Here is a 26,586-nt window from a genome sequence, read left to right on the forward strand (position 1 = left end):
CGATCATGGAAGTAATTATATTTTATATATTTTCTGCATTAACGCTCGCGGCGGGGCTACTTATCCTTTTTTCCAAAAACCTGATCTACGGGGCATTTGCCTTGTTCCTGGCATTCCTGGGTGTTGCTGCACTGTACGTTCTCGCAGGTGCAGATTTTCTGGCGGTTTCGCAGATCATGATCTACGTGGGCGGCATTCTCGTGTTGCTGATATTCGGTATAATGCTGACGCAGCAGAGGGAGAAAAGCGACGACTCTACACGCCATAACCGCATTGAAGTACCCATAGCCAGGAAAGCTTGGGGGTTTTTCGCAGGCGCAGGATTATTCGGATTGCTGGTTAAGGTTATTATGTCCTCGGACTTTAAAATGGCGGGGGAGGAAATGAACACCAAGTCGACTATCAAAACGATCGGCGTAGAGCTGATGACGAGCCATTTGTTACCGTTTGAAATAGCCGCGATTCTTTTGCTGGTGGCACTTATCGGCGCTGCTTATCTCGCATTAAACCGAAATCCGACCGCATGACAACCATACCAGTACAATATTATCTGGTCGTCGCAGCTGCATTGTTTTGCATTGGGCTGGCTATTTCCATTACCAAGCGGCATTTTATCGGTATGCTGCTCGGGATTGAGCTAATGCTTAATGCGGTCAATATCAATTTGGTAGCATTCGGCCGGCACGATGTCGAACGTTTGAGCGGTCAGTTGTTTGCACTTTTTGTGATCGTTGTTGCGGCTGCGGAAGTGACTGTGGCCCTGGCGATCATCTTGCGTGTGTATGGTCGTTTCAAAACCGTCGACCCTGACAAGGTAAACGAATTGAAGCAATAGTTTAAAAGTCCCATCCGCTGCATGAACTGGATTTTCCTGATCTTCGCTTTTCTCATCGGCATCAGCAACGCCGTACAATCGGGCGTGAACACGCAACTTCGCGAGTCGATCAATAACCCTATTCTGGCAGCTATGACCTCATTTTTTGTGGGGTTAATGGTCCTTACCATAGCATTTGCCTGTTTCAATCAAAACCCGATCCCTTCTCTGGCCGACCTCAAACAGGTTTCTTGGACCCGGTTTATGGGTGGGGTGCTGGGGGCATTCTATGTAATCACCGTTATTTTCATTGTCCGCAATATCGGTCCGGCCAACATGATGTGCCTCGTTATCGCCGGCCAGATGGTAACCGTGATGACCATCGATCATTTTGGTTTACAGGGGTTCGCTGTTCATCATATGAATTTGCCACGTATTTTGGGTACGATATTGCTGGTGGGCGGCGTATATCTGATACTTAAAAATTGAGGCATAAAAAAACAGCAATCCGTTTAGATTGCTGTTCCGAAAGCTTCCCGAATGCCTCAGGGGATTTTGTTAAAAATAAACAGATCCACAAAGCTCCATTTATCATTTTCCTTCTTCCCGCGCTGAATCACCAGCTGAGTAGCGGAGCGTCTCTCGTAAATGATCCGTACCGACGCATCGTCTTTTTCAAATAAAGCCTGGTTCTTTTTAGCCTCGATGAATTTGTAGCGGTCGGCCACTTCTTTTTCTTCCAGGGAGATCATACCGGGTTTGAAATGCTTCACCATCGCTACAGGGCCATTGTCAGTCTGTTCAAATGCGAATATCTCATAAAGAGCAGGCTTGTCATCCTTGATCATGCGGATAAAGCCGACGATGTTGTTTCCCTTCGGAGCAGTCCAGGAGGCTTCGATAGGTCCGCCGTTATAAGTTCCCAGCCAGCGGCCGTCAAGGAATGCAATGTCGTTCAGGGTGCCTTGCGCCTGAGCAAAAGTTGCCGTTAACACCAGGGCAAATGCCAGACATGCTTTTTTAACTAACTGGATTGTGTTGAATTGGGTCATGAGATTTAGGTTGTGAATTGAGCCGGCAAATTAATAGAAATGTTAATTCGGTCAACGTATTGACTGATTTTAGCTAAATTCCGTCAGTACGTTGACCGAATTTAGCGTAATAGCCAAAAAAATAGCCGGCTCGTTTCCAAGCCGACTATCCTCACTCAAATTTCTATAATCAATAAGCTCTTTCCAATTTACCCTCGTAGGAGTTGGTAAAGGCCTTGTTTACTACTTTATTACCGCCCTGCGTTGGGTAGTTTCCGGTGAAGTACCAGTCCCCCAAATGGCCAGGGCAGGCTTTGTGCAGGTTTTCAACTGTCTGGAAAACAACAGAGAGCTCGGCATTCAAACCCTTCGGTCGGATAATTTCTGCTATTTTTTGAGAAATCTCTTCGTCGCTGAAAGGCTCGTAAAGTGCCTTAACGAAGTTCGTATTGTACGGATTTTTTGTGGCCAGAGCTGTAACGCTTTGTGTGTAAGCATCTTCCAGCTTATATTCCATATCGCGCTCTTCGAGCAACTTCAATATAGCACGGTAAGCAACAAAATCCTTCATTCTCGACATATCGATACCATAGCAATCCGGGAAGCGGATTTGCGGTGCCGAAGAGGCTACTACAATCTTCTTCGGTTTGAGGCGGTCGAGCATCGTCAGAATGCTTTTTTCAAGTGTGGTACCCCGAACGATCGAATCGTCTATGATCACCACGGTGTCGATATTCTTGCGAACGACCTCAAAAGTGGTATCGTACACACTCGAAACCATATCGTCGCGCAGGGCATCGGCAGTGATAAAGGTGCGGGATTTTACATCCTTAGTTACCAGTTTTTCGATCCTTGGACGGAATGAAAGCACTTTTTCCAGGTCGGCTTCGAAAAGAATGCCTTCCATGATGGCTTGCTTGCGTTTTTTAGCAAGATATTCTTCCAAACCTTCGATCATCCCAAGGAACGCCGTTTCCGCGGTGTTCGGAATATAAGAGAAAATCGTGTTTTCGAGGTCGTAGTTAACTTCTTTGAGGATCTGCGGAATCAGCAATTTACCCAGCTGCTTGCGCTCGTTATAAATGTCCGGATCGGTGCCACGGGAAAAATAGATACGCTCAAAACTGCATGAGCGTTTTTCGAGGCGAGGCAGGATCGGGAACTCGTTGTATTCACCGTTTTTGTCGACGATCAGCGCAGAGCCGGGAGTAATTTCAGTGATCTGATTATAATCTACATTGAATGCAGCTTTAATGGCTTGCTTTTCAGATGCCACTACAACTACCTCATCATCAGCATAGTAGAATGCGGGACGGATACCTGCCGGGTCACGGATTACGAAAGAGGCGCCGTAGCCGGTCAGGCCGCACATCGCATAACCTCCATCAAAGTCGCGGCACGAGCGATAAAGCAAGCGTGGCAGGTCGATATTGTCCTCGATAACGTCGGACAATGTCGGGTTTTCATAAACTCCTTTGAAACGCTCGAACACCCGCTGATTTTCTTCATCCAGGAAATGTCCAATTTTTTCCATTACCGTTACGGTGTCGACTTTCTCTTTCGGGTGCTGGCCTAATGAAACCAGTTTGCCAAAAAGCTCATCGACATTGGTCATGTTGAAGTTACCCGCCATCACCAGATTACGACTCCGCCAGTTACTTTGGCGCAGCATCGGGTGGCAGTTTTCTACTTCATTGGTGCCATGTGTGCCATAACGAAGATGTCCCAACCATACTTCTCCCGTAAAAGCAAGATTCTCCTGCAACCATTTTGCGTCGCTGGCATGGTCTCTGTTATTTTTAAGACCTTTCCGGAATTTCTTGTGGATTTTAGAGAAGATATCCGTAAGTGGTTGAGGCTCTACGGATCTGTATCGGCTGATATATCGTTTCCCGGGCGGGACGTCGATTTTAATATTGGCTACCCCGGCTCCATCCTGGCCCCGGTTGACCTGCTTTTCCATCATGACCGAAAGCTTATGGACAGCATACAGCGGCGTTTCGTACTTGTCGATGTAGTATTGATAAGGCTTTCTAAGACGGATAAGTGCTATGCCGCACTCATGCTTAATGGCGTCGCTCATAAGAGAGAGTAATGCTGTTAGAAATATTGGTGTTTGCTGGTATGCAAATCGTATTCCCTGAATATTAGCCTAACGAATTTCAATTCTCGTTTAGTTCGTTATTTCTCACAAAGGTACAAATCCTTTGGCTTAAAAAACTCCAAAAATGTTCAAATTTTCATATCCTTTCCCTCGGGTTAAATCTACGGGGCAAGATTGGCACAATGTTGCGAAAATTACCCTACCGCCAATTCCCTTGCCTACTGTTTCAAGAGCCGGATCACAAATTATTGCAAAATCACACTAGCTTATCAATTATAAGAAAGATAGCTATTTTTGGTCAATTGGATATTAAAATTTCATATGCTTCATAAAACCCGCGGTATCGCATTGAGCTACATCCGGTATAAAGAATCTTCCATTATCGCGAAGGTTTACACCGAAGCCTTTGGTATACAGACTTATATCGTAAATGGCGTCAGAAGCAGCAAGTCAAAAACCAACCGGATCGCGTTCTTCCAGCCGCTTACATTACTCGATTTGGTGGTTTACCATAAAAATAGGGAGGACACCATCCACCGCATTTCCGAGATCAAATGCTATGCGCCATTCTTCTCGATTCCTTTTGATGTATTAAAATCGGGCCTGGCACTTTTTATGACCGAGATGCTGAGTAAAACTTTGCGAGAGGAGGAAAACAACGAGCCATTGTTCAATTTTATTGAGCAATCGGTGCTGTATCTCGATGAGGCCGAAGCCGGTTTCGAAAACTTTCACATTCAGTTTCTTATGCAACTCGCACATTACCTGGGCTTTGGGGTTGAGGCTGCCAATGATCTCGAAAGTGAGTTGAAAGACAGCTATTTTCCGTTCCGGCCCGACGCGCAGGAGCATGCTGCCACGGCACAAATGCTGGAAAATGGCTACGGATTGTCCATTCCGCTAGACAGGACGCGGCGGATTAGTATACTCGAAAAGATGATTTTCTTTTACAAAATCCACATGGATGCGCTCGGGGAGATCAAGTCGCTGGATGTTTTGCGGGAAGTTTTGCGCTGAAAGTTGCTTCCCGTGGAAATTGGCATAATTTTGATAACGTATATGGTAACTCCATCAAACCGAATGCAATGAAACATATACTGACGATCGCCTTTGTACTCATTTCTTTTCTGACATTCGCCCAGATACCCAAAGGCGCCTGGAAATCACAGGAGCCGACTGGCAGTGCCTCGACGCTCATTGTGGCGGATAATTACCTGGTTATTGCCTCTTACAGCATCGGTAACAAGTATTTTGAAAGAACCGAAGGCGGCCCGTTCACGATGAATGGCGACAAAATGACTTACACGCCGGAATTCAATTCGGCGGATACGGCGAAAATCGGTATCCCTATTGAGTTCACAGTGACAGTAAAAGACGACATTCTCACGTTGCGTTACGAAGAAGCGATGGTATGGATGCGCGTCGACGACGGTACGAGTAATGCGCCGATGGCAGGCGCCTGGCATATTACCGAGCGCGACAACGGGCAAGGCGGGCTCGTCCAGATACACCAGGAAGGAACGCGGAAAACGCTTAAACTACTTTCAAAAACCCGTTTCCAATGGTTCGCAGTGGACCCGGCCGTGAAGGGATTTTATGCGACAGGCGGCGGCACTTACACCGCGAAAGACGGCAAATACACCGAAAATATTCAGTTTTTCTCCAAAGACAACAATCGCGTAGGCTCGTCGCTTAAATTCGATTTCAAACTTGAAAATGGTCGCTGGGACCATAGCGGCAAGAGCAGCGACGGCAAGCCTGTTCACGAGGTCTGGGAAAAAATTCCCTGATAATCAATCGATCACCTCGGCGTCTTTCAAAATGTAGTTGAGGTGATCGATGTCACTCGCGTTAAGCACCAATCTTCCCCTGACAGTCAGTACTTCGTCGGTACGGAAATGCTGTTTTTTCTTCCGGAATTGCAGTTCCATGATGGATTCGGGCCCTGCGCCACCGCAGAAGAAGCAGGCCGCCATCGGTTTGGCGGAAATCACGTAAATGTTATCGTTTTCATCCACGGGGATCATGTAACCCCGTATACTGATCTCTTTGCCCTGCAATGCATTCACCGACGGTCCGAAAGCAGGGTATAGGAAATGCATGCCCAGTTCCTTGTTGAGTTTTCGGGTAAACTGTACGTCGGTCAGCCGCTTCCAGCTGATTTGCATTGGTTCGGCCCGAAATGTAAAAGCGAGAAACGGAATGAGCAGGATAGGAAGTTTTTTCATTTTAGCAGACTATCAAGTTTTGCAGTAGCTCCTTGTAATTCAATAATGGCTTCCCTGGATTGCCGCTGATAGTCCAGCATCGACTCGTCGGTCATCGGCGGGGCAGACTTGTGTTCATGTGTATGCGTGCCATGCGCGTGGGCGTGTGCAAATCCGGGAACTTCGATCATATTCTCTTCCCACATTTCGATGAGGGCCTTTAAGCTGTCGATCTGTGATTTTTCTGCACCGCCTTTCGCGTGCGACGATAGGCTTTCGAGTTTTGGTTCCAGTTCTTTTGAAATTTCAATGGCTTCAAGATGCAAACGGTTGGCTTCAATTAGCTCGGGGCTTTTTTCCTCTTGGGCGCAGGAGGCGGCTGTCAGGCTAATAGTTAGCAGGAAAATCGGACGGATAAGATTCATTTCGGATGGAACTTCATTAAATGCAACAACGTTGCAAAAATGAAGCAAATACTTTTAACACGCAACAGTCGCGTCCATTTTCTTTCGATATGCGAAGCTTTTATTCCCTGTGTTTCAGTTTGATAATTACATTTTTACATATTGGTTGCTGCATACTTCCTTTACTATCCCTGGCATCCTTGCCGATTTTTGATACTGGCTTTCTGACCAGGCACCAGCTATTGGTCACGGTTTTGCAATGGACAATATTTGCTTGGCTGAGTGGCCGCCTGGCTGCTTTGTATTTCTGGAATAGAGAGTTTCATGGCCGAATGGAGACGTTGTCCTATTTCTTGGGCTGGTTTATTGCATTATCAGGGTTGGTTATCAACCGTTGGGAGCCATTCAAAAGCGAAGAGCAGGTGCTGGCAGAGCAGCACTTTGAGCGTTTCAAATCCCAAAGGCAGCTCCGGATAGATCTGGCGAGCCCGGATAATGTGCAGGAACTTGTGGCCGACTTGCAGGAAATAGACGGTGTTAGAAAGGGGAGTATCGCCCTGGAATCAGAAGTAGTGATACTTTCCTACCACAAGGAGAAAGTCTCGCCGGAGCGTATTTTAGCGGTTTTGAAAAGCAAGGGACATTTGAAGTGACCCAAAGTGCCCGTTAAGTTATTTAGATTTATTCAAAATAATTTTCACCAAACATTTGAATGATTCTAAATAGGTAATATATTTGCCTCAGTTTTAACGGCAATGTGGATGAGCGCTTTTACAATTAATGACTACAATGCGGAGGTGGAGCAGGGGTGTTTCTGGATGAAAAGCTTCGAGGACAACACCGAATGCGTGTTTAAGAAGTGTTGCGAGAAATACAAGAAGAAGGGCAAACATTGTAAGAAGTGCCCTAAAAAGTAGCATCGCTGTTACTCTTTTTGACTAGTAATACAGTTCATGGTGAATAATTGTAAGAGAGGGAGTGCCGCCTGAGCGTTCCCTTTTCTATGCTGGAGACATTTCAGATCTTCCTTTTCAACTCGAAATTCTGTCCCAGGTAAACACGACGTACTTGCTCGTCTTCTGCCAATTCTTCGGCGGAGCCCTGTTTCAATATCTTTCCTTCAAATAGCAAATACGCCCGGTCGGTAATTGAAAGGGTTTCGTTCACATTGTGGTCGGTGATGAGGATGCCGATATTCTTGTGTTTCAGCTTGGCCACAATGCTTTGAATATCTTCCACGGCAATAGGGTCGACACCGGCGAAGGGCTCGTCGAGCAAAATGAATTTCGGATCGACAGCCAGGGACCGTGCAATTTCCGTCCGGCGACGCTCGCCTCCCGAAAGAACCATTCCCTTGCTCTTGCGGACATGCCCAAGGTGAAATTCCTCGATCAGCTCTTCCACCTTATGCTTCTGATCGGCTTTGGAGAGATCGGTCATTTCCAACACTGCCTTAATATTCTCTTCGACGGTCAATGTCCGGAAAACAGATGCCTCCTGCGCAAGGTAGCCGAGGCCCAGGCGGGCCCGCTTGTACATGGGCAGGTTGGTAATGTCCTTGTCGTCGAGGTACACTTTTCCGCTGTTGGGCTTCACTAACCCGACGGCCATGTAAAAAGAAGTAGTTTTGCCGGCACCGTTCGGCCCGAGCAGCCCTACGATCTCGCCCTGCTCGACCTGGTAGCTTACATTATTATTAACGAGACGAACCCCGTATTTCTTAACGAGGTTTTCGGTTCTTAGTATCATTGTTCGTTTAAGTTCTTCCTCAATGCAGCTTAATGTCTTTCAACGAAAGCTGTAATGTTTTCTTGTCACGGAAATTGTTCTCTTCAAGGCAATAGCAGATCGAGAACGGCCTTCCATTGACAATATCAGGATAAAAATGCCCCATTCCGAAGCCTACGGCCGTGAACACGGCCGAGTTATTTTGTTTTACATCAAACTTGATGTGTTTTTCCTTCATCAAAAACGGGCGGCCAACCAGCGTCATGTTTCGTGACTCAAAGACCGGCGTCATGTTGCCTGGCCCGAATGGCCCCATCTGGCGAAGGATGTTATAGAATTTCGGCGTAATGTTTTCCAGTTCAAGCAGCATGTCGACGTTAATCATCGGTACAAGCTGGTCGGGCTGGATGCGGCTACTAACGATTTCGTTGAACCGCATTCTGAATGCTTCCACGTTATCCAGCGGCAATGTAAGGCCGGCAGCAAAAGTATGCCCGCCATATTGTTCCAAAAGATCCGCGCATTCTTCGATCGCTTCGTACACATCAAAACCGGGCACCGAGCGTGCAGAGCCAGCGGCTTTTCCATGGGATTGCGTGAGAATAATGGTGGGGCGATGGTATTTTTCGATACAACGGCTTGCTACGATCCCGATCACGCCTTTGTGCCAGTCTTCCTTATATAATACGGTACTTTTCGCATTCGAAAACCATTCGTCGTTTTCGATCATGAAAAGCGCCTGTTCGGTAATGCTTGAATCGAAGTTGCGGCGCTCGCTGTTATGCTTGTTGATTTCTTCGGCAAACTCCATCGCCTCTTCCTCAATTTCGGAAAGCAAAAGTCTTACAGCTTCTTTTGCATGCTTAATGCGTCCGGCTGCGTTGATCCTCGGCCCGAGCCCGAAGACTACGTTGGTAATATCGAGCGCACCGCTGATCCCTGAGATTTGTATTAAGGCTTTAATACCGGTACGCGGTTTGGCATTAAGCCTTTGCAAGCCATAAAACGCTAAAATGCGGTTTTCGCCCGTGATAGGAACAATATCAGAGGCAATGCTGACAACCAGCAGGTCGAGGTAATCGTACAACGTTTCAGGGTCGAGGCCCTGTTTGATACAAAATGCCTGCAAAAGCTTGAACCCAACGCCACAGCCGGTTAGCTCTTTATAAGGATACAGGCAATCTTCCCGCTTCGGGTCGAGCACTGCAGCAGCTGGCGGAAGTTCGTCGCCGGGGCGGTGGTGGTCACATATGATGAAGTCGATCCCTTTTTCAAGGGCCACAGTGACCTTGTCAACCGATTTAACGCCACAGTCGAGGGTAACTATTAATGTATAGCCATTCGCTTCGGCCCATTCCACGCCCTGCCACGAAACGCCGTAGCCTTCTTCGTAGCGATCGGGAATGTAGTAGTCCAGATTTGGGTAAATCCTTTTGAGAAAACCATAGAACAATGCGACGGAAGTAGTACCATCTACATCGTAATCACCGTAAACCAGTATTTTCTCGTTGGATTCGATGGCTTTGATCAGGCGCTCCGCAGCTTTTTCCATGTCGGCCATCAGGAACGGATCGTGCAAATGCTTGATGTCGGGTCGGAAAAAGTCGCGGGACTGGTCGAAATCGAGGATGCCGCGCTGAACCAAAAGCGTTGCCAGCGAGGGACTTACTTTAAGTGATTCGGCAAGGCTCTGCGCAATCTGTTCTTGTTCAGAGGTAAAGGGAGGGAAATGTATCCAGCGCTTTTCAATCATACGGCAAAGATAATCGGTTTCCGGAATGCGTGCAGCCTAAATGTGCAATCGGCCGGGCAATCGGGAAAAGCTAAGCGAAAGGTCTTATCTTTGCAAACTATTAACATATTTTAAGCCCATGCCACGTCTTCTGGCGATCGATTACGGTGCCAAGCGCACCGGAATAGCCGTTACGGACCCGTTGAAAATCATCGCTACGGCGCTCGATACCGTGCCTACGCATCAGCTGCCCGATTTTCTCAAAAAGTATATGCTGGCCGAAGAGGTAGAAGCATTCGTGGTTGGAATGCCTAAAAAGCTCGATAATACCGATAGCGAGAACGCCGCCAGGGTTACCGCTTTTGTAAAGACACTACAAAAAGCTTTTCCTGAAATCCCGGTGCATTTACACGACGAGCGTTTTACATCGTCGATGGCGTTACAATCCATGATCGCTTCGGGATCGAAAAAAAGTGACAGGCGCGATAAGGGCAATATCGACAAAGTTAGCGCCACGATCATTCTTCAGTCCTTCATGGAAAGCCGAAGGTAGAATTTGTAAGTAGTACATATTATATAGGTAGCAAAAGTTTTAATAAACATGATTTATCCAATAGTTGCATACGGTGACCCGATCCTGAGAAAACCAACCCGTTTTATCGAAAAAGATGAAGTGGATTTGAAGAAGCTTTCAGAGGATATGTTCGAAACTATGCACGGCGCGAATGGCGTGGGCCTGGCCGCGCCGCAGATCGGTCTGAATATCCGCATTTTTGTAGTAGACGGCACGCCGTTCGCCGAAAGAGATGAAGAAGACGAAGACGACGAGCCGGATCTGTCATTGGTCAATTTCAAAAAGGCATTCATCAATCCCGAGATATTGGAAGAAACCGGTGAGGAATGGGCGTTCGAAGAGGGGTGTCTGAGCATTCCGGGCATTCGCGGCGATGTGTACCGCCCCGAAACGCTACGTATACGCTATCGAGACCTCGATTGGAACGAGCACGAAGAAACCTACTCGGGGATGGCTGCCCGCATTATCCAGCACGAGTACGACCATTTGCTGGGCAAATTGTTCGTGGATTACCTGCCTACGCTCAAAAAACAGTTTATCAAGAAGAAACTGACCGATATTTCCAAAGGGAATGTAGACGCAGATTACCGTATGCGTTTTCCAAGCCGCAGATAGGTTTTTAACCAGCAAATATTCGGTCATGCAGGAAAATAAGGAAATCCTTTCGATTGCATTGGTCCAGTCCGATTTACATTGGGAAAATGTAACGGCCAACCTGGCCTCCTTTGAAGAAAAGCTGGCGGCATTGCCGGAGCCGGTCGATGTGATCGTGCTTCCGGAGATGTTCAACACCGGTTTTACGATGAACACTACGCTCGCCGAGCCGATGAACCTGACCACCACCCGCTGGATGAAGCAAATGGCCAAACAGCATAATGCCCTGGTGGTGGGAAGTTTTGCAGTAAATGACGGAGGACGTTTTTTTAACAGGCTTCTTTGCGTAAGCCCGGATGGTACCCATGCGCATAGCGACAAGCGGCACCTTTTCCGGATGGGAGAGGAGAACAATCATTATACTGCAGGCAGTAGCCGGTTGACAATTGAATGGAGAGGCTGGAAAATTTGTCCACTCGTTTGCTACGACCTACGATTTCCGGTATGGAGCCGCAATCTGCAAAGTGAACCTTACGACATCCTATTATATGTAGCGAACTGGCCCGCGCGTCGCGCGCATGCGTGGAGCACGCTCTTGCAGGCGAGGGCAATCGAAAATCAGTGCTATGTGATGGGTGTTAACCGTATCGGCACAGATGGGGGCGGTTTGGAATACCGGGGGGATTCTGTCGCCCTCGACTACCTGGGAGAACCTGTGGCAATGCTGACAAACCAGGAGGCAGAGAAGGTTGTCCACGTTTCGAAGGCGGAGCTCATCGCTTATCGGCAGAACTTTCCTGCATTGTCGGACGCCGACGATTTCGAAATCCATTGTTGAGGTATAGGACATTGTGTCCTATACTTACTCAATCACTTTGGGTACCATTATATAGGTACTGTTTTTCGACGGTGCATTGAAGAGCGCTTCATCGCGTGTGAGCGTATTTGCACCTTTATCTTCCCGCCAGTTATTTTCTTCGTCGAGCACGTGCGTCAAAGGCTCCACTCCCTGCGTATCTATTTCATTGAGCTGGTCCATCCAGGTAAGAACCGAATCCATACTATGTAAGAGTGCCGCTTCTTCCCCGGGCCTAATCTCTAATCGTGCGAGGTGCGCGATCTTTTTGAGCGACTCCTGATCGATCTTCATGTATTTTAAGAATTTGTTAAGTTAATGGACATGCTATCCACCAAAAGCCAAAATTACCGGATTTTTGTCATTCCGCTAGTGGTAAGCTCCGGGAAATTGAGTGACGGGCGGTTGCAAGCGGGATGCGGGACGGATTGATTTAGTCAAATTTTGAGGTTCGGCGGAAAATCCCGGGCATCGAAATTTAAAATTGTTGTTAAGACACATAGTAGGAGAAAAATAATATTTGCTTTTCTAAGGTAATCTTGAAATATTTTGAAACACAAAACTCCTCACTAAAAAACATGTTGTTACATATGAACGCAAAGAGTGCAATTATATAGAGGTTCCGGCCAGGCTGGTATACTCCTATGGATCAGTATTAAAACTAGAATTTGTACTAAAAATAGAAGGGAGGGGATTCTTTAAATTATGCAATTCGGAGCCGTTTCTGCGAAAAATCTGAGAAAAAATCTGCCGAAACGCTTGCTTTTTTTTAAAAGGAAAACTCATACTTTTGTAGATGTCGTTTATCCGAAAAGCATTCAAAATTTTATTTTACGAAAACCAGTTTAAACCAAAAGTTTTATTTAATTCACAACCAAAATCTCAATTTAACCTTTAAAAGTAAGTCTGATGGAAAAGAAAGCTACAAGTCCGGCACCAGCTCCAAAGCCTGCTGCGGCAGCAACAAAAGGCAAAGGCGGTTTGAACCCGGCATTGGTAATCCCTCTACTTTTTGCGATTGCACTTTGCGTTTACATTTTCGTGTTGGGGGCTCCCGAACACTTTAAAGACGGCGATCACGAAAAAGGACCTATCGATGGTGATTACTACGGAATCGTTTACAAGGGAGGTCCTATCGTACCGATCTTGATGACGTGTTTCCTTATTGTATTGACCTTTACTATCGAGCGTCTGATCACTTTGAACAAGGCAAGCGGCTCAGGCAGCATTGACTCGTTCGTTCGTAAAGTGAGAAGCCTGCTTGACAAAAACCAAATCGAAGAGGCTATCAAAGAATGCGATAAGCAAAAAGGATCTGTTGGTAACGTAATCAAAGCGGGTCTTTTGAAATACAAGCAATTGACTACTGAAACTGCGCTTGACAAAGAGCAGAAACTGGCGGCTCTTCAGAAAGAGATCGAAGAAGCTACTACACTTGAACTTCCAATGCTTCAGAAAAACCTTACCATCATCGCTACACTGGCGGGTGCATCTACCCTTTTGGCGCTTCTTGGAACGGTAATCGGTATGATCAAGGCGTTCGCGGCTTTGGGTACATCAGGTTCACCTGACTCCGCTGCTCTTGCGACTGGTATCTCTGAGGCCCTTATCAATACCGCTCTCGGTATCGGTACATCGGCTATCGCGACTATTTCTTACGCTTACCTGAACAGCCGTGTTGACGATCTTACTTACAGCATCGACGAAATTGGCATGAGCCTTCAGTCGAACTTTGCTGCACATTATTAATAGTTCGCTGAACTATTTTATAGTGAAGTTTCGTTAATATAAAAAAAACTTATATATTTGTATGGGAAAGGTAAGGCCAAAGAAACATGCGCCGCATACTGATATGACGGCCATGACGGATGTTGCCTTCTTGCTCTTGACGTTCTTCATTATGACGGCGACTTTTAAGTCGAACGATGCAGAGATTACAACACCTACATCGATTTCGCAGATCAAAGTGCCAGATGATAAGATCATGGTCATTAGCATTGACAAATCAGGGAAAGTATTCTTTGGTGTTGATGCCCAGCCTACTCGCGTTGCGATGCTGGACAACATCGGACAAGCCAAAGGAATCACCTTTACTGATACTGAGAAGGCAAAGTTTGCACTGCAGTCGAGCTTTGGTTTTCCTCTGAATCAGTTGAAGCCCTGGCTGAATATGCCTAAGGAGCAAATGGGCCAGGTGAAGCAACCAGGGATCCCGGTTGACTCCACAGGTGCCAGCGAATTGGCAGACTGGGTTTATGCTGCGCGTAAGGCAGACAACCAGCTACGTATTGCATTGAAAGGGGACAACCTGTCTAAATTTCCTGCATTCAAAGACGTACTGGCTAATTTGCAGTCGCAGAATATTAACAAGTTCAACCTGATCACAGGTAGCGAACAAGCACCGGCCGGTTACACAAACGAATAATGTTATCATTTAATATTTAGAAGAAATGGCAGCAATTGAAGAATCCGGTGGTGGGCACGGTAAAGGTGATGGTAAGGTAAGGGCCAAGAAAATGTCCACCCGTGTGGACATGACCCCAATGGTAGACCTAGGATTTTTGCTTATCACCTTTTTCATGCTTGCGACAACAATGTCGAAACCGACATCCATGTCGCTCGCTGTGCCTGACAAAACCGAAGATCAGGAAAAGCCGACGGAACCTTTGAAAGCATCCAAAGTTTTGACCCTTTTCATGGGAGCGAACGATGATGTATACTATCTGGACGGTATCGCTGCAGATGACGATAAAGCTAAGACTGATTTGAAAACAACCCGTTACGGGTTCGATCTGAGAAGTGTGATTTTCGCATCTCAAAAGCGTATCAACGCAGCAAATCCAAAGGATAAAGACGGTAATGAAGCTTTTGTCGTGGTAATCAAGCCAACAGCGGTATCTACCTACAAAAATATGGTAGATGTACTGGATGAAATGGCTATTACCAAAACCAAACGTTATGCACTTGTTGACGCGTTGACAGACGCTGAGAAGAAAGTGTTGGGCGACAAAATAATTCCAAAAAACTAGTTTTAAACCAAAATTAATCACAGCGCCATGGCAGAGATCAGCCCGAATGCAACACTGGATGATATAGTGTTTGCGGATCGTAATAAGGCGTACGGTGCATTTTCACTTCGTCAGGGTTATCGCAGAGATGTGACGAAGGCCACTTTACTTGGAGCTGCTCTTTTTGTCCTTGCTATGTTTACACCGTCGATCATCAATAGCTTGACGGCAGGTAAGGAAGAGGAAGCACCAATGGTTGAAGTGGATTTGATGAAAATCCCGCCGCCGCCAATAGACCCGGCAGAGCCGCCACCGCCACCGCCGCCACCAGTGGAGGCACCAAAGGTGAACACGGTGAAGTTCTTGCCTCCTGAGGTTAAGAAAGATGAAGAGGTTCCCGAAGAGGTACCACCACCAACAGTGGAAGAAATTAAAGAAGCTGTTGTTGCGGATAAAACCATCGAAGGTGACCCTAACGCGAATGAAATCATTGTTGCACCCGAAGCGGTTGCTGCACCTAGCAAAGGAGTAGTAGTAGAGGCGGCCCCTGAACCTGAAAAGGTATTTACGGTGGTTGAGCAACAACCTGAGTTCCCGGGAGGTACCGCAGAGATGTACAAGTATCTTAGTAAAAACATCAAGTATCCAAGTGCAGCATCCCGTGCTAACGTTTCCGGAAGGGTTTTCATGTCCTTCGTTGTTAACACTGACGGAAGTATCCAGGATGTAGCGGTTTTGAAAGGATTGGGTTTTGGTTGCGATGAAGAGGCGATCCGCGTAGTGAAAGCTATGCCGAAATGGAAGCCAGGAAAGCAATCAGGACGTGCAGTTCGTGTAAAATACAACCTGCCGATCAACTTCCAATTGGAGTAAGGCATGAGGGAGAAACCATTGCATGAAAAGCTCGGTGATCTGACCTCTTCGGTAATGGCTCTGGCATACGTAGGAGGAGGGGTCTTTTTGATCTTCTCCTCCTTCTCATTTAGATTGTTGCCGATCGGCAGCATCTGGCGGTATGCTTTTGCTGGCACACTTATTTTATACGGAGCCTACCGGGGTTACAGGGTGTTGAGAAGAAACCAGGACGACGAGTCATGAAAAAGAGATTGGCAGGACTGCTGCTGTTGTTAACGCTCGGTATAGCAGGATTACTCAGATGTACCTCGTCTAACAGTGATCTGGACAATCCGCGGAAAGGTACGATCACAATCGCGGCGGATGAATCTTTCAAACCGCTGGTTAATTCGCTTACAGGTGCCTACGAGGGAATTTACCCCGATGCGCATTTCAAGGTAGACTACAAACCGGAGCAGGAAGCGATCCGACAGCTGTTGAACGACAGCGCCAGGATCATTTTCGCGACGCGCCAGTTGAACGAGAAGGAACTGGAAATGATCAGGAAGCAAAAGGGCAGCCAGAAGTTCCAGCATATCGCAACGGACGGCCTCGCGCTGGTGATTGGAAAGAGCAACACGGATAGTCTCATCACGATTCCGGAACTGAAAGCGGTCATGGAAGGTAAACTCACCGACTGGTCGCAGATCAAAGGTGGGCAGGAGGGGTTGATTACATTGGTTTTTGATAATGCTAATGCAAGCAACCTGAACTTTGTGCTCAACAAATTCGGCATTAGAGATATTCAGAAACTGAGAATTATTTCGGCCGGATCAAACGAAAATGTAATCAAGGACGTCAGGGAGAACCCTACCCATCTCGGTTTTATCGGGGTGAACTGGATCAGTGACGGACATTCGCTGGCTTCGGAAGAGCTTTCGAGGGGTATCCGGGTAATGGGAGTCGCCAAAGACGCTAAACCCGATTCACTTTCTGACTACATCCAGCCTTTTCAGGCAGGGTTGGAGTTCAAGCGCTATCCACTGCACAGAGACTTATATATTATCAGCCGGGAAGGATACTCGGGCCTCGGCGGTGGGTTGATGACCTACATTGCCCGGGACGTCGGAGGACTGATCATTCAGAAAATGGGTTTACTGCCAACGGTAGTTTATCCGAGAGAACTGGAAATAAAGACAGAGTTATAGTGAATGTAAACAATTAGTAGATTTGGGGCTTGTTATTGAAAAACCAAGTTTTTTATCATTATTTTAACCGGGTAAAAAATGAACAGAAACATGAGAATGAAATTAGTAGCATTGGTATTTGGTTTATTAGCGTTTGTTAACTTACACGCACAGACGGTACAGGACGGGTTGGCATTAATTCATGGAGAACGTTATAATGAGGCAGGCGCTGCGTTCAAAAAGCTTGCCGAAGGAACCCCTTCTGCTGATAACCAATATTACCTTGGTTATTACTATATCAAAACCAATCAATTGGACGAGGCGCAGAAAGCATTCGAAAAAGGTCTGTCGCTGGATGAGAAGTCTTACCTGAACCAGGTAGGTCTTGGAACAGTAGCCCTGGCAAAAGGCGACCGTGCGAAAGCCAAAACACTTTTCGACGAAGCAGAAAAGAAGAAAAAGAAAGATGCCGAAGTTCTTTTCAGAATAGGCGAAGCTTATACACTTTTCGAGAAAAACAGCGACCCAGCCGAAGCAATCCGTTTGCTTGACCTGGCGATTGCCCGCGACAAAAACCTTGCTGACGCTTACCTGGCAAAAGGAGACGCTTTGATGTTGCGGAATGAAGGTGGTAACGCCGTGACCGCTTACGAATACGCTTTGACCGCAAAACCAAATTATGCGGCTGCTCACAATGCTATTGGTTCTGTTTACCTGCGTGGTAAGAACTATAACCTTGCCTTGGAGAACTACAAGAAAGCAATCGAATCTGACGCTAACTTCGCACCTGCTTACAAAGACCTCGCTGAGCTTTACTTCTTCGCTCAGAAATACAAGCAGGCGGCTGAAAACTTCGACTTGTATCTGCAAAAAAGCGGTAGCACTGACCCTGAAATGAAACTTCGCGGTGCACAGTTCGCATTTACTGCTGATGATTACACAAAATCACTTCAATTCCTCGAAGAAGCAAAAGGAAAGATCAATAACCCGATCATCAAGCGTATGTATGGATGGGCTTATTTCAAAACCAATAAGCCTGACGAAGCAATCCAGAGCCTTGACGAGTTTATCAAAGGATCGCCTGACAAAGTAATCGGTGATGACTACAAATACCTTGGCCGTGCACTTAATGCTAAGGCAACCGATGGCAAAGGCTACGATTCATTGGGTATGGAGTACATTAAGAAAGGTGCCGAAATGGATACCAGTAAAGCGGAGGCTGCTGCTACCTACAAAGAAGTTGCAGGCTTGTACTACGCTGCAAAGGATTATCCTAAGGCTGCTGCTGCCTATTCAAAGGGTAACGGCCTGGACACAGCGAAAGCAACTGCCAATGACTATTACTATGAAGGGCTTGCTAACTTCCAGACAGCACAGAGCTATATCGTTCCTAAAAGCGGCGATCCTAACTTTGCTGATAGCGTGAAAATAGCAACTGACAAACGTAACATGTACCTGAGAGCTGACTCGATCTTCGCTACTGTAACCCGTAAATTGCCCGATTGGCCATACGGCTACTACTGGCGTGCAAGTACGCTCTACAATGCGTACGACAGACAAGAGAATGTTGACAAAGGTATTTCACAGCCATATTATCTAAAATTGACAGAATTGGCAGAGAAAGATCCGGATCCGAGCAAATACAAGTCTTATTTGAAATTGGCTTACGGATACCTCGCATTCCACGCTCAATCGACATTGAAAGACGAGGCGAAAGCGAAAGAATATTGGGAGAAACTGCTTAAAGTAGATCCGGATAATGCTGCTGCAAAAGAGGCATTAGGATTGGCGGTAGCTCAACCAGCACAACCTGCCGCTGGCACGGCAACTAAGCCTGCTACAAAGAAGAAGTAATTCCGAAAAGGCTATAAGAGAAAAGCCGCCCGAATTCGGGCGGCTTTCTTATTTTCTAAGCTCTCGATTATCAAATGATAGGTTTTGTTGCTAATTCAACGCGGAAAGTCGTTCAAAACATATGTTCAACACTGGTAAGTGAACAGTTGCATAATGGTCGTAACACCATTGTCTAAGTCTTTTGATCTCAGCGGGCATTAACATGCGTATCGCTTTGCGGAGTTCTTTTTCAAATAATTTGCGGTCGAAGCTGACTTTTTGGAGAATAATTTTAATGTATTCAAGCATCGAGGCCATAGTATTATGTAGTTTTGTGGTTTAGGGAAAACTATTAAACAAGAGAAACCCTTAAAAACGCTTCGTTTTCAGCAATTCCAATAAAGATAACGAAAAACTGAAATGAAATTATATGCGTTATTAAATATTTTTTTGTGTTTTTCTAGTATCTCCCTGGCGCAGTCGTCGGAGAACCTCGTGACCATTGAGTATGGCTCGAAAAATCTGACATTGGATCAGCCATTTTTAATCTCGGTAGTGTTGCGGGATGTGGAGACCAGGCCGTCGGTTATCTTCCCGGAAATCAAAGACTTGGAAAAAAGGAGCAAGTCGGCCACGAGTTCCGTAAACACGGTAGATGGGCGGAAGGTGGTTATCCAAACCATCACCCAGGAATACTACGCAAAAAAGGCAGGTAACTATTTGATTCCGGAATTTACGCTGGCAGTTAATAACCTCAAACTGCGCTCGGATGAAACAATGGTCGTTTTTGCAAAGGCCGGCGACGAGAGCGGGAATGCGTTGGAGGAGAATGTAGCGGTAACGGAAGTTGAGGACAATAGCCAATCGGTGTTTTTGTCGGTGCAGACAGATAAGAAGGAAGTCTATATTCGGCAAGGCTTTGCAGTCCGGATATCGTTATATATTGCTGAGAATGCGCCGGTGGAAATGGAGTTTTATCGGTTTAACGAGCAGTTGCAAAGCATTTTGAAAGCCGTGAGGCCGGTAAACTGCTGGGAAGAAAATATCGGCGTCGAGGAGATTATCAAACGAAAGGTTACAATCCGCGGCCGTAAATATGCGGAATACAACATGTACCAGGCGAGGCTCTTCCCGATCACGACGGAGGATATCGTGTTGCCATCGGTGAAGCTCGACATGCTGGTGACGGAAAGCGGTGGAGCGGTGAATGTCGAGAAAAAGCTGGTAAGAGGCTTCTATTCGAGGCCTGTAACCGTAGTGGTGCGGCAGCTGCCTGATCATCCCTTGCGCGACCAGGTGGCCGTGGGACAATACAGTTTGAAAGAGCGATTGTCGAGTGATCTGGTGTATCCGGGGGAGAGCGTCAGATATATGTTCAAAGTGGAAGGCGTTGGCAATATAACGGCCATTCCTGCGCCGGTGATCCAGGCGAGCTCTTCCTTCGACATTTATCCACCGGAGGTTAGCCAGGTGATCAAGCGGAGCTACCAGAGCGTCGTGGGAGAAAGGACATTCAACTATTTTGTCGTTCCCAGAAAGGATGGAGAATTCCCGCTAAGCAGGTATTTTCACTGGATTTATTTCGATGTCGAGAAGCAGAATTATGATACATTGACGTCCGCAGCGACATTGGAGGTGCGGGGAGACGATTACAAATTGGCTAATTTGTCGCTATCCGGTTCTTCGGGTTTGTACGATAACCTCGAAAACCTTGACAGCAGCCGCGAGACGATCGACTATAAAAAGATTTTGAAAGATTTAACCAACATCTTGATTGTATTGTTGTTGGTAACAATGATTTGGGTATTTAGAAAGTAAGTTTAATGGGCAGTACATACGGCAAGATATTTAAAATAGCCACTTTCGGCGAATCGCACGGAGTTGGGATCGGTGTAGTGATAGAAGGCTGTCCGGCGGGCGTGCCTTTTGATTCTGATTTTATACAAAGCGAACTGACGCGCAGAAAGCCGGGGCAATCCAGAATTACGACACAGCGTAAAGAAGCGGACGAGTTCGAGGTGCTATCCGGCGTGTTCGAAGGAAAAACGACCGGTACGCCCATTGCAATGGTGATCCGCAACGAAGATCAACGGAGTAAGGATTACTCGCATATAGCGGCACAATTCAGGCCTTCCCACGCCGATTACACCTACCAGGTCAAGTACGGCGTTCGTGACTATCGCGGGGGGGGGCGCAGCTCTGCGCGCGAAACGGCCGCACGCGTAGCCGCTGGTGCACTCGCGAAGCTGATGCTAGCCGAATTAGGGGTAAGTATTCAGGCTTATGTATCACAAGTGGGTACAATGAAACTGGAAAAAAGTTACCAGGAATTGGACCTTTCCGAAACCGAAAACAATGCAGTGCGCTGCCCGGACCCTGAGATGGCCCAGCAGATGTTTGATTATATTGATGGCGTCCGTAAGCAGGGCGATTCAATCGGCGGAGTTGTTAATTGTGTCGTAAAAGGAACGCCGGCCGGTTGGGGAGAGCCCGTTTTCGACAAGCTTCACGCTGAACTTGGTAAGGCAATGCTGAGCATTAATGCTGTTAAAGGCTTTGAATACGGGAGTGGGTTCGATGGGGTGTTATTACCAGGTTCGCAGCACAATGATGCGTTCTATACCGACGAAAGCGGCCATGTACACACGCGTACGAACCATTCCGGAGGTATTCAGGGTGGTATTTCAAATGGCGAGGACATTTACTTCCGCACTGCATTCAAGCCTGTTGCTACGATTATGCAGGATCAGGAGAGCGTCGATCAGTTCGGTAATGTTGCAATTGTACAAGGAAAAGGCCGTCATGACCCATGCGTCGTACCTCGTGCAGTGCCTATCGTAGAAGCGATGGCCGCTTTGGTTCTGGCGGATTTTTATCTAAGAAACAGATCGGCGAAGTTGTGATCAGGCCTTGTGGCGCCTGCGTCGTTGGTTGAGGCATAGTACCAGCCAGATAGTGCCTATGAATTCGATCGTGAGCCCGCTCAGAATGATGGGGTCGCTGAACTGGGTCTTCGCGGAGTTTAAAAACGAACCGGTTGCCAGCACGATCATGCCGGCAAGGAGAATAAGTACAGCGTTTCTAAGGCTAAGCTTCACCGACTACATATTTCGTTCTACAATAAGTATCGTCAAGAATTCTCTTACCGAATATAGTTATTCGCTTCGAGAAATACTATTAAAACGCAAAATGGCCCTCAGCGGGCCATTTTGCGTTTTAAGTCTTAATTATATCACCTGAGTTTTGCCCGGGATTGCCACTGGATAAAGCCCGTCCGGACCTGGCAGGACTTTCGGGGACGCGTCCCACGCAAGTTTGTCGGGGAACAGGTTGATGTCTGAGTTCAACGCTTCTTCCCATTTGATCTGCTTGCCTGAATAGGTCGCCATACGGCCCATGATCGACGTCATGGTACTTTTTGCACCGTTTTCGGCATCAGCGAATTTGTATTCACCTTTCGCGATGGCAGCAAACAGTTCGTCGTGTTCCACCTGATACGGGTTCCTGTAATTCGAGTTGTCATGATGATAAATCACACCTCCTTTATAGTCTTTTAGGATTGTTTTCTTGTCATCGAAGCTGTCGATACGGCCTTTGGTACCTACGAAAGCCTCGTCAACGCGGTTCCAGGTTCCTTCGAACTGGCGGCATTGGCTTGAAATCACCGTTCCGTCGGCGTAAACCAGATCGAGCGTGTGGTGGTCGTAAATCTCTCCATAAGCCTTTCCGGTACGTACCTGGCGGCCGCCTGAGCCCTGAATCGATACGGGGTAGCCGTTTTTCACCCAGTTAGCCACATCGATGTTGTGAACGTGCTGTTCTGAAATGTGGTCGCCGCAAAGCCAGTTGAAGTAATACCAGTTTCTCATTTGGTATTCCATTTCAGTTTGGTTGGCCTGACGTTCTTTCATCCATGGGCTACTTCCCACCCAGTAAACCTGGCCGCCTACAATATCGCCCAGCGCACCGTCGTGAATGCGTTTGATGGCCTCACGGTAGTTAGCCTGATAATGACGTTGCAGACCTACCACGACGTTCAATTTCTTCTTTTTAGCTTCTTCCGCTACTTCAAGCACTTTGCGGATACCCGGTGCATCAGTTGCAACCGGTTTTTCCATGAAAATATGCTTGTTATTCTTCACAGCCTCTTCGAAATGCGAAGGACGGAAGCCCGGAGGCGTCGCAAGGATTACTACATCCACATCTTTCAATGCGATGGCTTTTTTAAATGCATCGAACCCTACAAACTTCCGGTCTTCTGGCACGTCTACTTTCGTTTTGATGTCGACCGGCTGTCCCGCAGCGTTTTTATATTTTTTCGCCGTGAGGTTTTTGTAGGAATCATCAAGACGATCCTTGAAAGCGTCGGCCATTGCTACGATCTGCACGTTTTGCGAAGTGCTCAATGCTTGTGCAGCAGCACCCGTACCACGTCCTCCGCAGCCGATAAGAGCCACTTTGATCGTCTCACCAACCGCGCTATTATAACCATAGCCCGTGAACGGGTTCAGGATAGCACCGCCGGCGATCAGGCCTGATGCTTTCAAAAAATTACGTCTGTTCTGTTCCATTTCGAATTAAGAGTTTATATATGATCAGTAGTCTTCAATCAACTTAGGGCTGTAATACGCTTTAATTTCCTCTGGTGAAGGTGTTTTTAGCGGTCTTACGATACGGAAACCCACAAATGACGCGCTGGTCATCCACCATTCCGATTTAGGCAACTGCGGGTCAAGGATTTTCCATTCCGGCTTAGAAGCAACACGGGCAGCACTGCGAAGGTCGGCAGCTTCGTCGTCCCAAGAACCACCACGAACGGAAGTAGGATAGAGTTCAGTAACCGGCGCGAATGCTTCGCCTTTGGGCTGTTTGGCGTAATAATCTGGAATATATTGGTCTAATGTCCATTCCATAACATTGCCGTGCATATCATAAAGTCCCCATGCATTGGGCTTCTTCTGTCCTACTTTCTTGTAAGCGGCGTCACTGTTTTTGCGGTACCATGCATATTCATCGATTTTGGATTCATCAAAAGAATAAGCTGTTTTGGAGCCTGCACGGCAAGCATATTCCCATTCGGCCTCGGTGGGAAGACGGTAAAAGATCCCGGTTTTTTCGTATAGCCATTTGCAGAAATAAATTGCCGCATACTGCGTCATGTTGATCGCCGGATAACCCGAACGGCCCATTCCAAAAGACATATCTACATAAGGAGGGGATGGACGGGTACTTGCGTCGGTTTTCTGAACGCTTTTGTCAGGATCCGGGTGGCGTGCGCCCATTTCCTTTTCCATATTCTTGAAAGCGTACAAATCGTAAATGTCCCAGATCACTTCGGTTTTGCCCATCCAGAAGGGCTCGATTTTGACCTTATGCTGAGGACCTTCGTCGGCTCTGCGGCCTTTTTCGCCGGCCGGACTCCCCATCGTGAATTCACCACCTGGGATCGCGACCATGTCATACACCTGAGGACTACCTCCGATTTTTTGTGTATAACTTTTAAAATTACTGTCCTGCGCTGCTACTTTAAAACAAAGAAAAACGGTTAAGATTAGGTAAAGGGATGTTTTGGACATGATAATGAATGTGTTCAATGGAACCATCTAACTGAATATAAGTGGCAATATTAGCCTATTTACCCTATGAAAGCGAATTTTTTCTTTGTTGTTTGATATCTGTCCTAACTTTGCATTTATAGAATTTTACATTTACACATGAATTATCTTTCGGCGGAAAATATAGCCAAGTCATTCGGCGACCGGTGGCTTTTTAAGAATATCAGTTTTGGGATCAGCAGGGGTGATAAGGTAGCGTTGATCGGGACGAACGGGACCGGAAAAACCACATTTCTGAATATACTCACGGGCAAGATCCCGGCCGATGAGGGCGAAGTCAGTATCCGCAAAGACATCCGCGTGGGTTATCTCGACCAAAGCCCTGCATTCGACGAATCGTTACCGATACTGGAAGTGATATTCTCATCGAATAATCCGGTGGCGCAGGTAGTGAAACGGTATGAGCATGCGATCGAAAACGACGACCATGACGAGCTCGCGGAGGTGATGGAGGATATGGACAAGTTCAATGCGTGGGATTTTGAGTATAAAACAAAGGAGGTGCTCGGCCGGCTGGGCATTCACCACACGGATAATCTTTATGGAACACTCTCGGGTGGCCAGCGCAAGCGCGTAGCATTGGCCAAAGTGCTGCTCGAAGATCCTGACCTGCTTATTCTCGATGAACCTACCAACCACCTCGACCTCGATACCGTCGAATGGTTGGAAGAATACCTCAATACTTCCAATACGACATTATTGGTAGTAACCCACGACCGGTACTTCCTCGACACTGTTTGTAACCAGATGCTCGAACTGGACCATGGTTCGGCATATACTTATAAAGGAAATTACTCTTATTTCCTGGAAAAAAAGGCTGAGCGCGAAGAACTCGAAGCGGCTACGATCGATAAGGCGCGTAACCTCATGCGCAAGGAGCTGGAATGGATCAGAAAGCAGCCGAAAGCGCGCGGAACGAAGGCCAAATATCGTGTCGACGCGTTTGAGGACCTGAAAGAAAAGGCCAGCCAGAAGAAGTTCGATGTGCAAATGGAGCTCAATGTGCGGACTTCGCGATTGGGCAGCAAGATCATCGAACTGGAAAACATCAGCAAAGGCTTCGGCGAGCGGGAATTGATCAAAAATTTCGAATATACCTTCCGTCGTGGCGACCGCATTGGCGTGGTTGGGAAAAATGGAATGGGCAAATCGACGCTCCTGAACATGATTACGGGAGAATTGCAGCCTGACAAAGGAAAGATCAGCACCGGAGAAACGGTTCAGTTTGGTTATTACAAACAAACGGATCTGGTGTTCAATGAAAACCAGCGCGTGATCGACATTGTGAAGGACGTCGCCGAAGTGGTTCAACTCGGGACCGGCGAAACGGTAACGGTGGGCCATCTGTTGCAGGCATTTTTGTTCTCGCCTTCCAAGCAGTATGATTTTATATCGAAACTAAGCGGAGGAGAAAAGCGTCGTTTGCAGCTTCTTCTGATTCTGATCAAGCAGCCGAACTTCCTGATTCTCGATGAGCCGACGAACGACCTCGATATCGATAGTTTGAATGTACTCGAAGAGTTTCTGCTCAATTTCCCGGGCTGTCTGATGATCGTTTCCCACGATCGCTACTTCCTCGACCGCCTCGTGCAGCATATTTTTGTGTTCGATGGAGAAGGCAAGATCAGTGATTTCCCGGGCAATTATACTGAGTTACGGGATTACCAGGACGAGCAGGAGGCCGAAAAGAAAGCAGCCGCCAGCAATGCTCCCGCAAAACCAACTGCGCCAGTTGCAACAGCTGTTCAGAAAGAAGTCGTAGCGGTACCGGTCGTCGCTGCAAAACGGAAGCTGAGCTATAAGGAGCAAAAGGAAATGGAACAGCTGGAAGCTGATATTGCGAAATTGGAGCAAACAAAGGTAAAACTTGTGGAGAGTCTGAATAATGGCGGTTCGCATGAGGAGCTGGCAAAATGGTCGAAGCAAATCGAAGAAATCAATGAAAGCCAGGCCGATAAAGAGTTGCGCTGGCTGGAACTGTCGGAAAATGCCTAATTTTAAAAGTCAACAAACCATAGCCCGCACGGCTAGGCTATGCCGCTAGCCGTGTGTCACTGGCCGTGTG

General features: G+C 47.1%; 31 protein-coding genes. 20 read left to right on the plus strand and 11 right to left on the minus strand.

The genetic code is table 11. The features are described 5' to 3' along the window. Window positions 1–5: 5 nt before the first annotated feature. The 3 genes from ACTJJJ_RS10155 to ACTJJJ_RS10165 are packed head-to-tail and all read left to right on the plus strand — an operon-like array spanning window position 6 to window position 1,303. Window positions 6–527, plus strand: coding sequence for an NADH-quinone oxidoreductase subunit J family protein (locus ACTJJJ_RS10155; protein WP_188939012.1), 522 nt, complete (start codon window positions 6–8; stop codon window positions 525–527). Beyond that, window positions 524–835: an NADH-quinone oxidoreductase subunit NuoK gene (gene nuoK / locus ACTJJJ_RS10160; RefSeq protein ID WP_308420648.1), complete on the plus strand. Its 312-nt coding sequence runs from the start codon at window positions 524–526 to the stop codon at window positions 833–835. Before ACTJJJ_RS10155 ends, nuoK begins: the two co-directional genes overlap by 4 nt. A 21-nt stretch (window positions 836–856) precedes the next feature. Then, window positions 857–1,303, plus strand: coding sequence for a DMT family transporter (locus ACTJJJ_RS10165; protein WP_188939011.1), 447 nt, complete (start codon window positions 857–859; stop codon window positions 1,301–1,303). A gap of 56 nt (window positions 1,304–1,359) precedes the next feature. On the opposite strand, the gene ACTJJJ_RS10170 is transcribed toward ACTJJJ_RS10165, so the two are convergent. Then, window positions 1,360–1,866, minus strand: a complete 507-nt coding sequence (locus ACTJJJ_RS10170; RefSeq protein ID WP_440701729.1) for a DUF6265 family protein — start codon at window positions 1,864–1,866, stop codon at window positions 1,360–1,362. 169 nt (window positions 1,867–2,035) lie between these two features. Then, complete coding sequence (locus ACTJJJ_RS10175) at window positions 2,036–3,928, minus strand: amidophosphoribosyltransferase (RefSeq protein WP_188939009.1); 1,893 nt, start codon at window positions 3,926–3,928, stop codon at window positions 2,036–2,038. Window positions 3,929–4,270: 342 nt separating this feature from the next. Here ACTJJJ_RS10175 and recO point away from each other — a divergent pair, with 342 nt between their 5' ends. Beyond that, window positions 4,271–4,966 carry a DNA repair protein RecO gene (recO, locus tag ACTJJJ_RS10180; RefSeq protein ID WP_440701730.1) on the plus strand — a complete coding sequence of 232 codons (696 nt, stop codon included), beginning with the start codon at window positions 4,271–4,273 and terminating at the stop codon, window positions 4,964–4,966. Window positions 4,967–5,034: 68 nt separating this feature from the next. Further along, the gene (locus tag ACTJJJ_RS10185; RefSeq protein ID WP_440701731.1) at window positions 5,035–5,739 is read left to right on the plus strand and encodes a hypothetical protein; all 705 of its coding nucleotides are present in this window, start codon (window positions 5,035–5,037) and stop codon (window positions 5,737–5,739) included. A 3-nt stretch (window positions 5,740–5,742) separates the two neighbouring features. Here the strand turns inward: ACTJJJ_RS10185 and ACTJJJ_RS10190 are convergent, their stop codons facing one another. Continuing rightward, window positions 5,743–6,177, minus strand: coding sequence for a DUF3299 domain-containing protein (locus ACTJJJ_RS10190; protein ID WP_440701732.1), 435 nt, complete (start codon window positions 6,175–6,177; stop codon window positions 5,743–5,745). Beyond that, window positions 6,174–6,581 carry a hypothetical protein gene (locus ACTJJJ_RS10195; RefSeq protein ID WP_188939005.1) on the minus strand — a complete coding sequence of 136 codons (408 nt, stop codon included), beginning with the start codon at window positions 6,579–6,581 and terminating at the stop codon, window positions 6,174–6,176. Before ACTJJJ_RS10195 ends, ACTJJJ_RS10190 begins: the two co-directional genes overlap by 4 nt. Window positions 6,582–6,760: 179 nt before the next feature. Here ACTJJJ_RS10195 and ACTJJJ_RS10200 point away from each other — a divergent pair, with 179 nt between their 5' ends. Together ACTJJJ_RS10200 and ACTJJJ_RS10205 are read left to right on the plus strand one after the other, a co-directional pair. Then, window positions 6,761–7,213: a heavy-metal-associated domain-containing protein gene (locus ACTJJJ_RS10200; protein ID WP_440701733.1), complete on the plus strand. Its 453-nt coding sequence runs from the start codon at window positions 6,761–6,763 to the stop codon at window positions 7,211–7,213. Window positions 7,214–7,321: 108 nt separating this feature from the next. Continuing rightward, the gene (locus tag ACTJJJ_RS10205; protein ID WP_188939003.1) at window positions 7,322–7,477 is read left to right on the plus strand and encodes a hypothetical protein; all 156 of its coding nucleotides are present in this window, start codon (window positions 7,322–7,324) and stop codon (window positions 7,475–7,477) included. A 100-nt stretch (window positions 7,478–7,577) separates the two neighbouring features. Here the strand turns inward: ACTJJJ_RS10205 and lptB are convergent, their stop codons facing one another. Beyond that, window positions 7,578–8,309 (minus strand): LPS export ABC transporter ATP-binding protein, encoded by a 732-nt coding sequence (gene lptB, locus ACTJJJ_RS10210; protein ID WP_188939002.1) that lies wholly within the window; start codon window positions 8,307–8,309, stop codon window positions 7,578–7,580. Window positions 8,310–8,328: 19 nt separating this feature from the next. Continuing rightward, window positions 8,329–10,041, minus strand: coding sequence for a single-stranded-DNA-specific exonuclease RecJ (recJ, locus tag ACTJJJ_RS10215; protein ID WP_188939001.1), 1,713 nt, complete (start codon window positions 10,039–10,041; stop codon window positions 8,329–8,331). A gap of 118 nt (window positions 10,042–10,159) precedes the next feature. On the opposite strand from recJ, the gene ruvX reads away from it, so the two are divergent. Genes ruvX through ACTJJJ_RS10230 form a run of 3 tightly spaced genes read left to right on the plus strand, consistent with a single transcriptional unit; the run spans window position 10,160 to window position 12,026 of the window. After that, window positions 10,160–10,573, plus strand: coding sequence for a Holliday junction resolvase RuvX (gene ruvX, locus ACTJJJ_RS10220; protein ID WP_426292564.1), 414 nt, complete (start codon window positions 10,160–10,162; stop codon window positions 10,571–10,573). 48 nt (window positions 10,574–10,621) lie between these two features. Next, window positions 10,622–11,209 carry a peptide deformylase gene (gene def, locus ACTJJJ_RS10225; RefSeq protein ID WP_440701734.1) on the plus strand — a complete coding sequence of 196 codons (588 nt, stop codon included), beginning with the start codon at window positions 10,622–10,624 and terminating at the stop codon, window positions 11,207–11,209. Between the two features lie 25 nt (window positions 11,210–11,234). After that, window positions 11,235–12,026 (plus strand): amidohydrolase, encoded by a 792-nt coding sequence (locus tag ACTJJJ_RS10230; protein WP_188938998.1) that lies wholly within the window; start codon window positions 11,235–11,237, stop codon window positions 12,024–12,026. 24 nt (window positions 12,027–12,050) lie between these two features. Here the strand turns inward: ACTJJJ_RS10230 and gatC are convergent, their stop codons facing one another. Then, the gene (gene gatC, locus ACTJJJ_RS10235; RefSeq protein ID WP_440701735.1) at window positions 12,051–12,338 is read right to left on the minus strand and encodes an Asp-tRNA(Asn)/Glu-tRNA(Gln) amidotransferase subunit GatC; all 288 of its coding nucleotides are present in this window, start codon (window positions 12,336–12,338) and stop codon (window positions 12,051–12,053) included. A gap of 615 nt (window positions 12,339–12,953) precedes the next feature. On the opposite strand from gatC, the gene ACTJJJ_RS10240 reads away from it, so the two are divergent. The 7 genes from ACTJJJ_RS10240 to ACTJJJ_RS10270 all read left to right on the plus strand — a co-directional run bounded on the left by ACTJJJ_RS10240 (window position 12,954) and on the right by ACTJJJ_RS10270 (window position 18,927). Further along, a complete protein-coding gene (locus ACTJJJ_RS10240; protein ID WP_090156048.1) occupies window positions 12,954–13,793 on the plus strand; it encodes a MotA/TolQ/ExbB proton channel family protein in 840 nt (279 codons plus the stop codon). A 61-nt stretch (window positions 13,794–13,854) separates the two neighbouring features. Then, complete coding sequence (locus ACTJJJ_RS10245) at window positions 13,855–14,469, plus strand: ExbD/TolR family protein (RefSeq protein ID WP_188938996.1); 615 nt, start codon at window positions 13,855–13,857, stop codon at window positions 14,467–14,469. Window positions 14,470–14,494: 25 nt separating this feature from the next. Beyond that, on the plus strand, window positions 14,495–15,073 hold the full coding sequence (locus ACTJJJ_RS10250; protein ID WP_188938995.1) for an ExbD/TolR family protein: 579 nt from the start codon (window positions 14,495–14,497) through the stop codon (window positions 15,071–15,073). Window positions 15,074–15,100: 27 nt separating this feature from the next. Then, window positions 15,101–15,925 (plus strand): energy transducer TonB, encoded by an 825-nt coding sequence (locus tag ACTJJJ_RS10255; RefSeq protein ID WP_188938994.1) that lies wholly within the window; start codon window positions 15,101–15,103, stop codon window positions 15,923–15,925. Between the two features lie 3 nt (window positions 15,926–15,928). Continuing rightward, window positions 15,929–16,150: a hypothetical protein gene (locus ACTJJJ_RS10260; protein WP_188938993.1), complete on the plus strand. Its 222-nt coding sequence runs from the start codon at window positions 15,929–15,931 to the stop codon at window positions 16,148–16,150. Further along, complete coding sequence (locus ACTJJJ_RS10265) at window positions 16,147–17,094, plus strand: substrate-binding domain-containing protein (protein WP_188938992.1); 948 nt, start codon at window positions 16,147–16,149, stop codon at window positions 17,092–17,094. Before ACTJJJ_RS10260 ends, ACTJJJ_RS10265 begins: the two co-directional genes overlap by 4 nt. Before the next feature lie 90 nt (window positions 17,095–17,184). Further along, on the plus strand, window positions 17,185–18,927 hold the full coding sequence (locus tag ACTJJJ_RS10270) for a tetratricopeptide repeat protein (RefSeq protein WP_229223355.1): 1,743 nt from the start codon (window positions 17,185–17,187) through the stop codon (window positions 18,925–18,927). A gap of 90 nt (window positions 18,928–19,017) precedes the next feature. On the opposite strand, the gene ACTJJJ_RS10275 is transcribed toward ACTJJJ_RS10270, so the two are convergent. Beyond that, window positions 19,018–19,224: a hypothetical protein gene (locus ACTJJJ_RS10275; RefSeq protein ID WP_229223354.1), complete on the minus strand. Its 207-nt coding sequence runs from the start codon at window positions 19,222–19,224 to the stop codon at window positions 19,018–19,020. 132 nt (window positions 19,225–19,356) lie between these two features. Between ACTJJJ_RS10275 and ACTJJJ_RS10280 the strand changes: the two genes are divergently transcribed. Both ACTJJJ_RS10280 and aroC read left to right on the plus strand, forming a co-directional pair. Next, entirely contained in the window at window positions 19,357–20,724 is a 1,368-nt protein-coding gene (locus ACTJJJ_RS10280; RefSeq protein ID WP_229223353.1) for a BatD family protein, read from the plus strand. A 5-nt stretch (window positions 20,725–20,729) separates the two neighbouring features. Further along, window positions 20,730–21,809, plus strand: coding sequence for a chorismate synthase (gene aroC, locus ACTJJJ_RS10285; protein WP_426292569.1), 1,080 nt, complete (start codon window positions 20,730–20,732; stop codon window positions 21,807–21,809). Here aroC and ACTJJJ_RS10290 read toward each other — a convergent pair whose 3' ends face one another. From ACTJJJ_RS10290 to ACTJJJ_RS10300, 3 genes are all read right to left on the minus strand, one after another. Further along, window positions 21,810–22,004 carry a hypothetical protein gene (locus ACTJJJ_RS10290; RefSeq protein WP_188939042.1) on the minus strand — a complete coding sequence of 65 codons (195 nt, stop codon included), beginning with the start codon at window positions 22,002–22,004 and terminating at the stop codon, window positions 21,810–21,812. Window positions 22,005–22,133: 129 nt separating this feature from the next. Further along, entirely contained in the window at window positions 22,134–23,477 is a 1,344-nt protein-coding gene (locus tag ACTJJJ_RS10295; protein ID WP_188938988.1) for a Gfo/Idh/MocA family protein, read from the minus strand. 24 nt (window positions 23,478–23,501) lie between these two features. Next, window positions 23,502–24,482, minus strand: coding sequence for a formylglycine-generating enzyme family protein (locus tag ACTJJJ_RS10300; protein WP_440701736.1), 981 nt, complete (start codon window positions 24,480–24,482; stop codon window positions 23,502–23,504). Window positions 24,483–24,620: 138 nt separating this feature from the next. Here ACTJJJ_RS10300 and ACTJJJ_RS10305 point away from each other — a divergent pair, with 138 nt between their 5' ends. Further along, window positions 24,621–26,516 carry an ABC-F family ATP-binding cassette domain-containing protein gene (locus tag ACTJJJ_RS10305; RefSeq protein WP_440701737.1) on the plus strand — a complete coding sequence of 632 codons (1,896 nt, stop codon included), beginning with the start codon at window positions 24,621–24,623 and terminating at the stop codon, window positions 26,514–26,516. The last annotated feature ends 70 nt before the right edge of the window (window positions 26,517–26,586 follow it).

It is taken from the genome of Dyadobacter sp. 22481 (genome assembly GCF_052044875.1).
Lineage (GTDB): Bacteria > Bacteroidota > Bacteroidia > Cytophagales > Spirosomataceae > Dyadobacter > Dyadobacter endophyticus.

Bases quoted from the DNA above. Each gene is read 5' to 3' on its own strand.
- ACTJJJ_RS10155 (WP_188939012.1), top strand. From the start codon at position 6: ATGGAAGTAATTATATTTTATATATTTTCTGCATTAACGCTCGCGGCG.
- nuoK (WP_308420648.1), top strand. From the start codon at position 524: ATGACAACCATACCAGTACAATATTATCTGGTCGTCGCAGCTGCATTG.
- ACTJJJ_RS10165 (WP_188939011.1), top strand. From the start codon at position 857: ATGAACTGGATTTTCCTGATCTTCGCTTTTCTCATCGGCATCAGCAAC.
- ACTJJJ_RS10170 (WP_440701729.1), bottom strand. From the start codon at position 1,866: ATGACCCAATTCAACACAATCCAGTTAGTTAAAAAAGCATGTCTGGCA.
- ACTJJJ_RS10175 (WP_188939009.1), bottom strand. From the start codon at position 3,928: ATGAGCGACGCCATTAAGCATGAGTGCGGCATAGCACTTATCCGTCTT.
- recO (WP_440701730.1), top strand. From the start codon at position 4,271: ATGCTTCATAAAACCCGCGGTATCGCATTGAGCTACATCCGGTATAAA.
- ACTJJJ_RS10185 (WP_440701731.1), top strand. From the start codon at position 5,035: ATGAAACATATACTGACGATCGCCTTTGTACTCATTTCTTTTCTGACA.
- ACTJJJ_RS10190 (WP_440701732.1), bottom strand. From the start codon at position 6,177: ATGAAAAAACTTCCTATCCTGCTCATTCCGTTTCTCGCTTTTACATTT.
- ACTJJJ_RS10195 (WP_188939005.1), bottom strand. From the start codon at position 6,581: ATGAATCTTATCCGTCCGATTTTCCTGCTAACTATTAGCCTGACAGCC.
- ACTJJJ_RS10205 (WP_188939003.1), top strand. From the start codon at position 7,322: ATGAGCGCTTTTACAATTAATGACTACAATGCGGAGGTGGAGCAGGGG.
- lptB (WP_188939002.1), bottom strand. From the start codon at position 8,309: ATGATACTAAGAACCGAAAACCTCGTTAAGAAATACGGGGTTCGTCTC.
- recJ (WP_188939001.1), bottom strand. From the start codon at position 10,041: ATGATTGAAAAGCGCTGGATACATTTCCCTCCCTTTACCTCTGAACAA.
- ruvX (WP_426292564.1), top strand. From the start codon at position 10,160: ATGCCACGTCTTCTGGCGATCGATTACGGTGCCAAGCGCACCGGAATA.
- def (WP_440701734.1), top strand. From the start codon at position 10,622: ATGATTTATCCAATAGTTGCATACGGTGACCCGATCCTGAGAAAACCA.
- ACTJJJ_RS10230 (WP_188938998.1), top strand. From the start codon at position 11,235: ATGCAGGAAAATAAGGAAATCCTTTCGATTGCATTGGTCCAGTCCGAT.
- gatC (WP_440701735.1), bottom strand. From the start codon at position 12,338: ATGAAGATCGATCAGGAGTCGCTCAAAAAGATCGCGCACCTCGCACGA.
- ACTJJJ_RS10240 (WP_090156048.1), top strand. From the start codon at position 12,954: ATGGAAAAGAAAGCTACAAGTCCGGCACCAGCTCCAAAGCCTGCTGCG.
- ACTJJJ_RS10245 (WP_188938996.1), top strand. From the start codon at position 13,855: ATGGGAAAGGTAAGGCCAAAGAAACATGCGCCGCATACTGATATGACG.
- ACTJJJ_RS10250 (WP_188938995.1), top strand. From the start codon at position 14,495: ATGGCAGCAATTGAAGAATCCGGTGGTGGGCACGGTAAAGGTGATGGT.
- ACTJJJ_RS10255 (WP_188938994.1), top strand. From the start codon at position 15,101: ATGGCAGAGATCAGCCCGAATGCAACACTGGATGATATAGTGTTTGCG.
- ACTJJJ_RS10260 (WP_188938993.1), top strand. From the start codon at position 15,929: ATGAGGGAGAAACCATTGCATGAAAAGCTCGGTGATCTGACCTCTTCG.
- ACTJJJ_RS10265 (WP_188938992.1), top strand. From the start codon at position 16,147: ATGAAAAAGAGATTGGCAGGACTGCTGCTGTTGTTAACGCTCGGTATA.
- ACTJJJ_RS10270 (WP_229223355.1), top strand. From the start codon at position 17,185: ATGAGAATGAAATTAGTAGCATTGGTATTTGGTTTATTAGCGTTTGTT.
- ACTJJJ_RS10275 (WP_229223354.1), bottom strand. From the start codon at position 19,224: ATGGCCTCGATGCTTGAATACATTAAAATTATTCTCCAAAAAGTCAGC.
- aroC (WP_426292569.1), top strand. From the start codon at position 20,730: ATGGGCAGTACATACGGCAAGATATTTAAAATAGCCACTTTCGGCGAA.
- ACTJJJ_RS10295 (WP_188938988.1), bottom strand. From the start codon at position 23,477: ATGGAACAGAACAGACGTAATTTTTTGAAAGCATCAGGCCTGATCGCC.
- ACTJJJ_RS10300 (WP_440701736.1), bottom strand. From the start codon at position 24,482: ATGTCCAAAACATCCCTTTACCTAATCTTAACCGTTTTTCTTTGTTTT.
- ACTJJJ_RS10305 (WP_440701737.1), top strand. From the start codon at position 24,621: ATGAATTATCTTTCGGCGGAAAATATAGCCAAGTCATTCGGCGACCGG.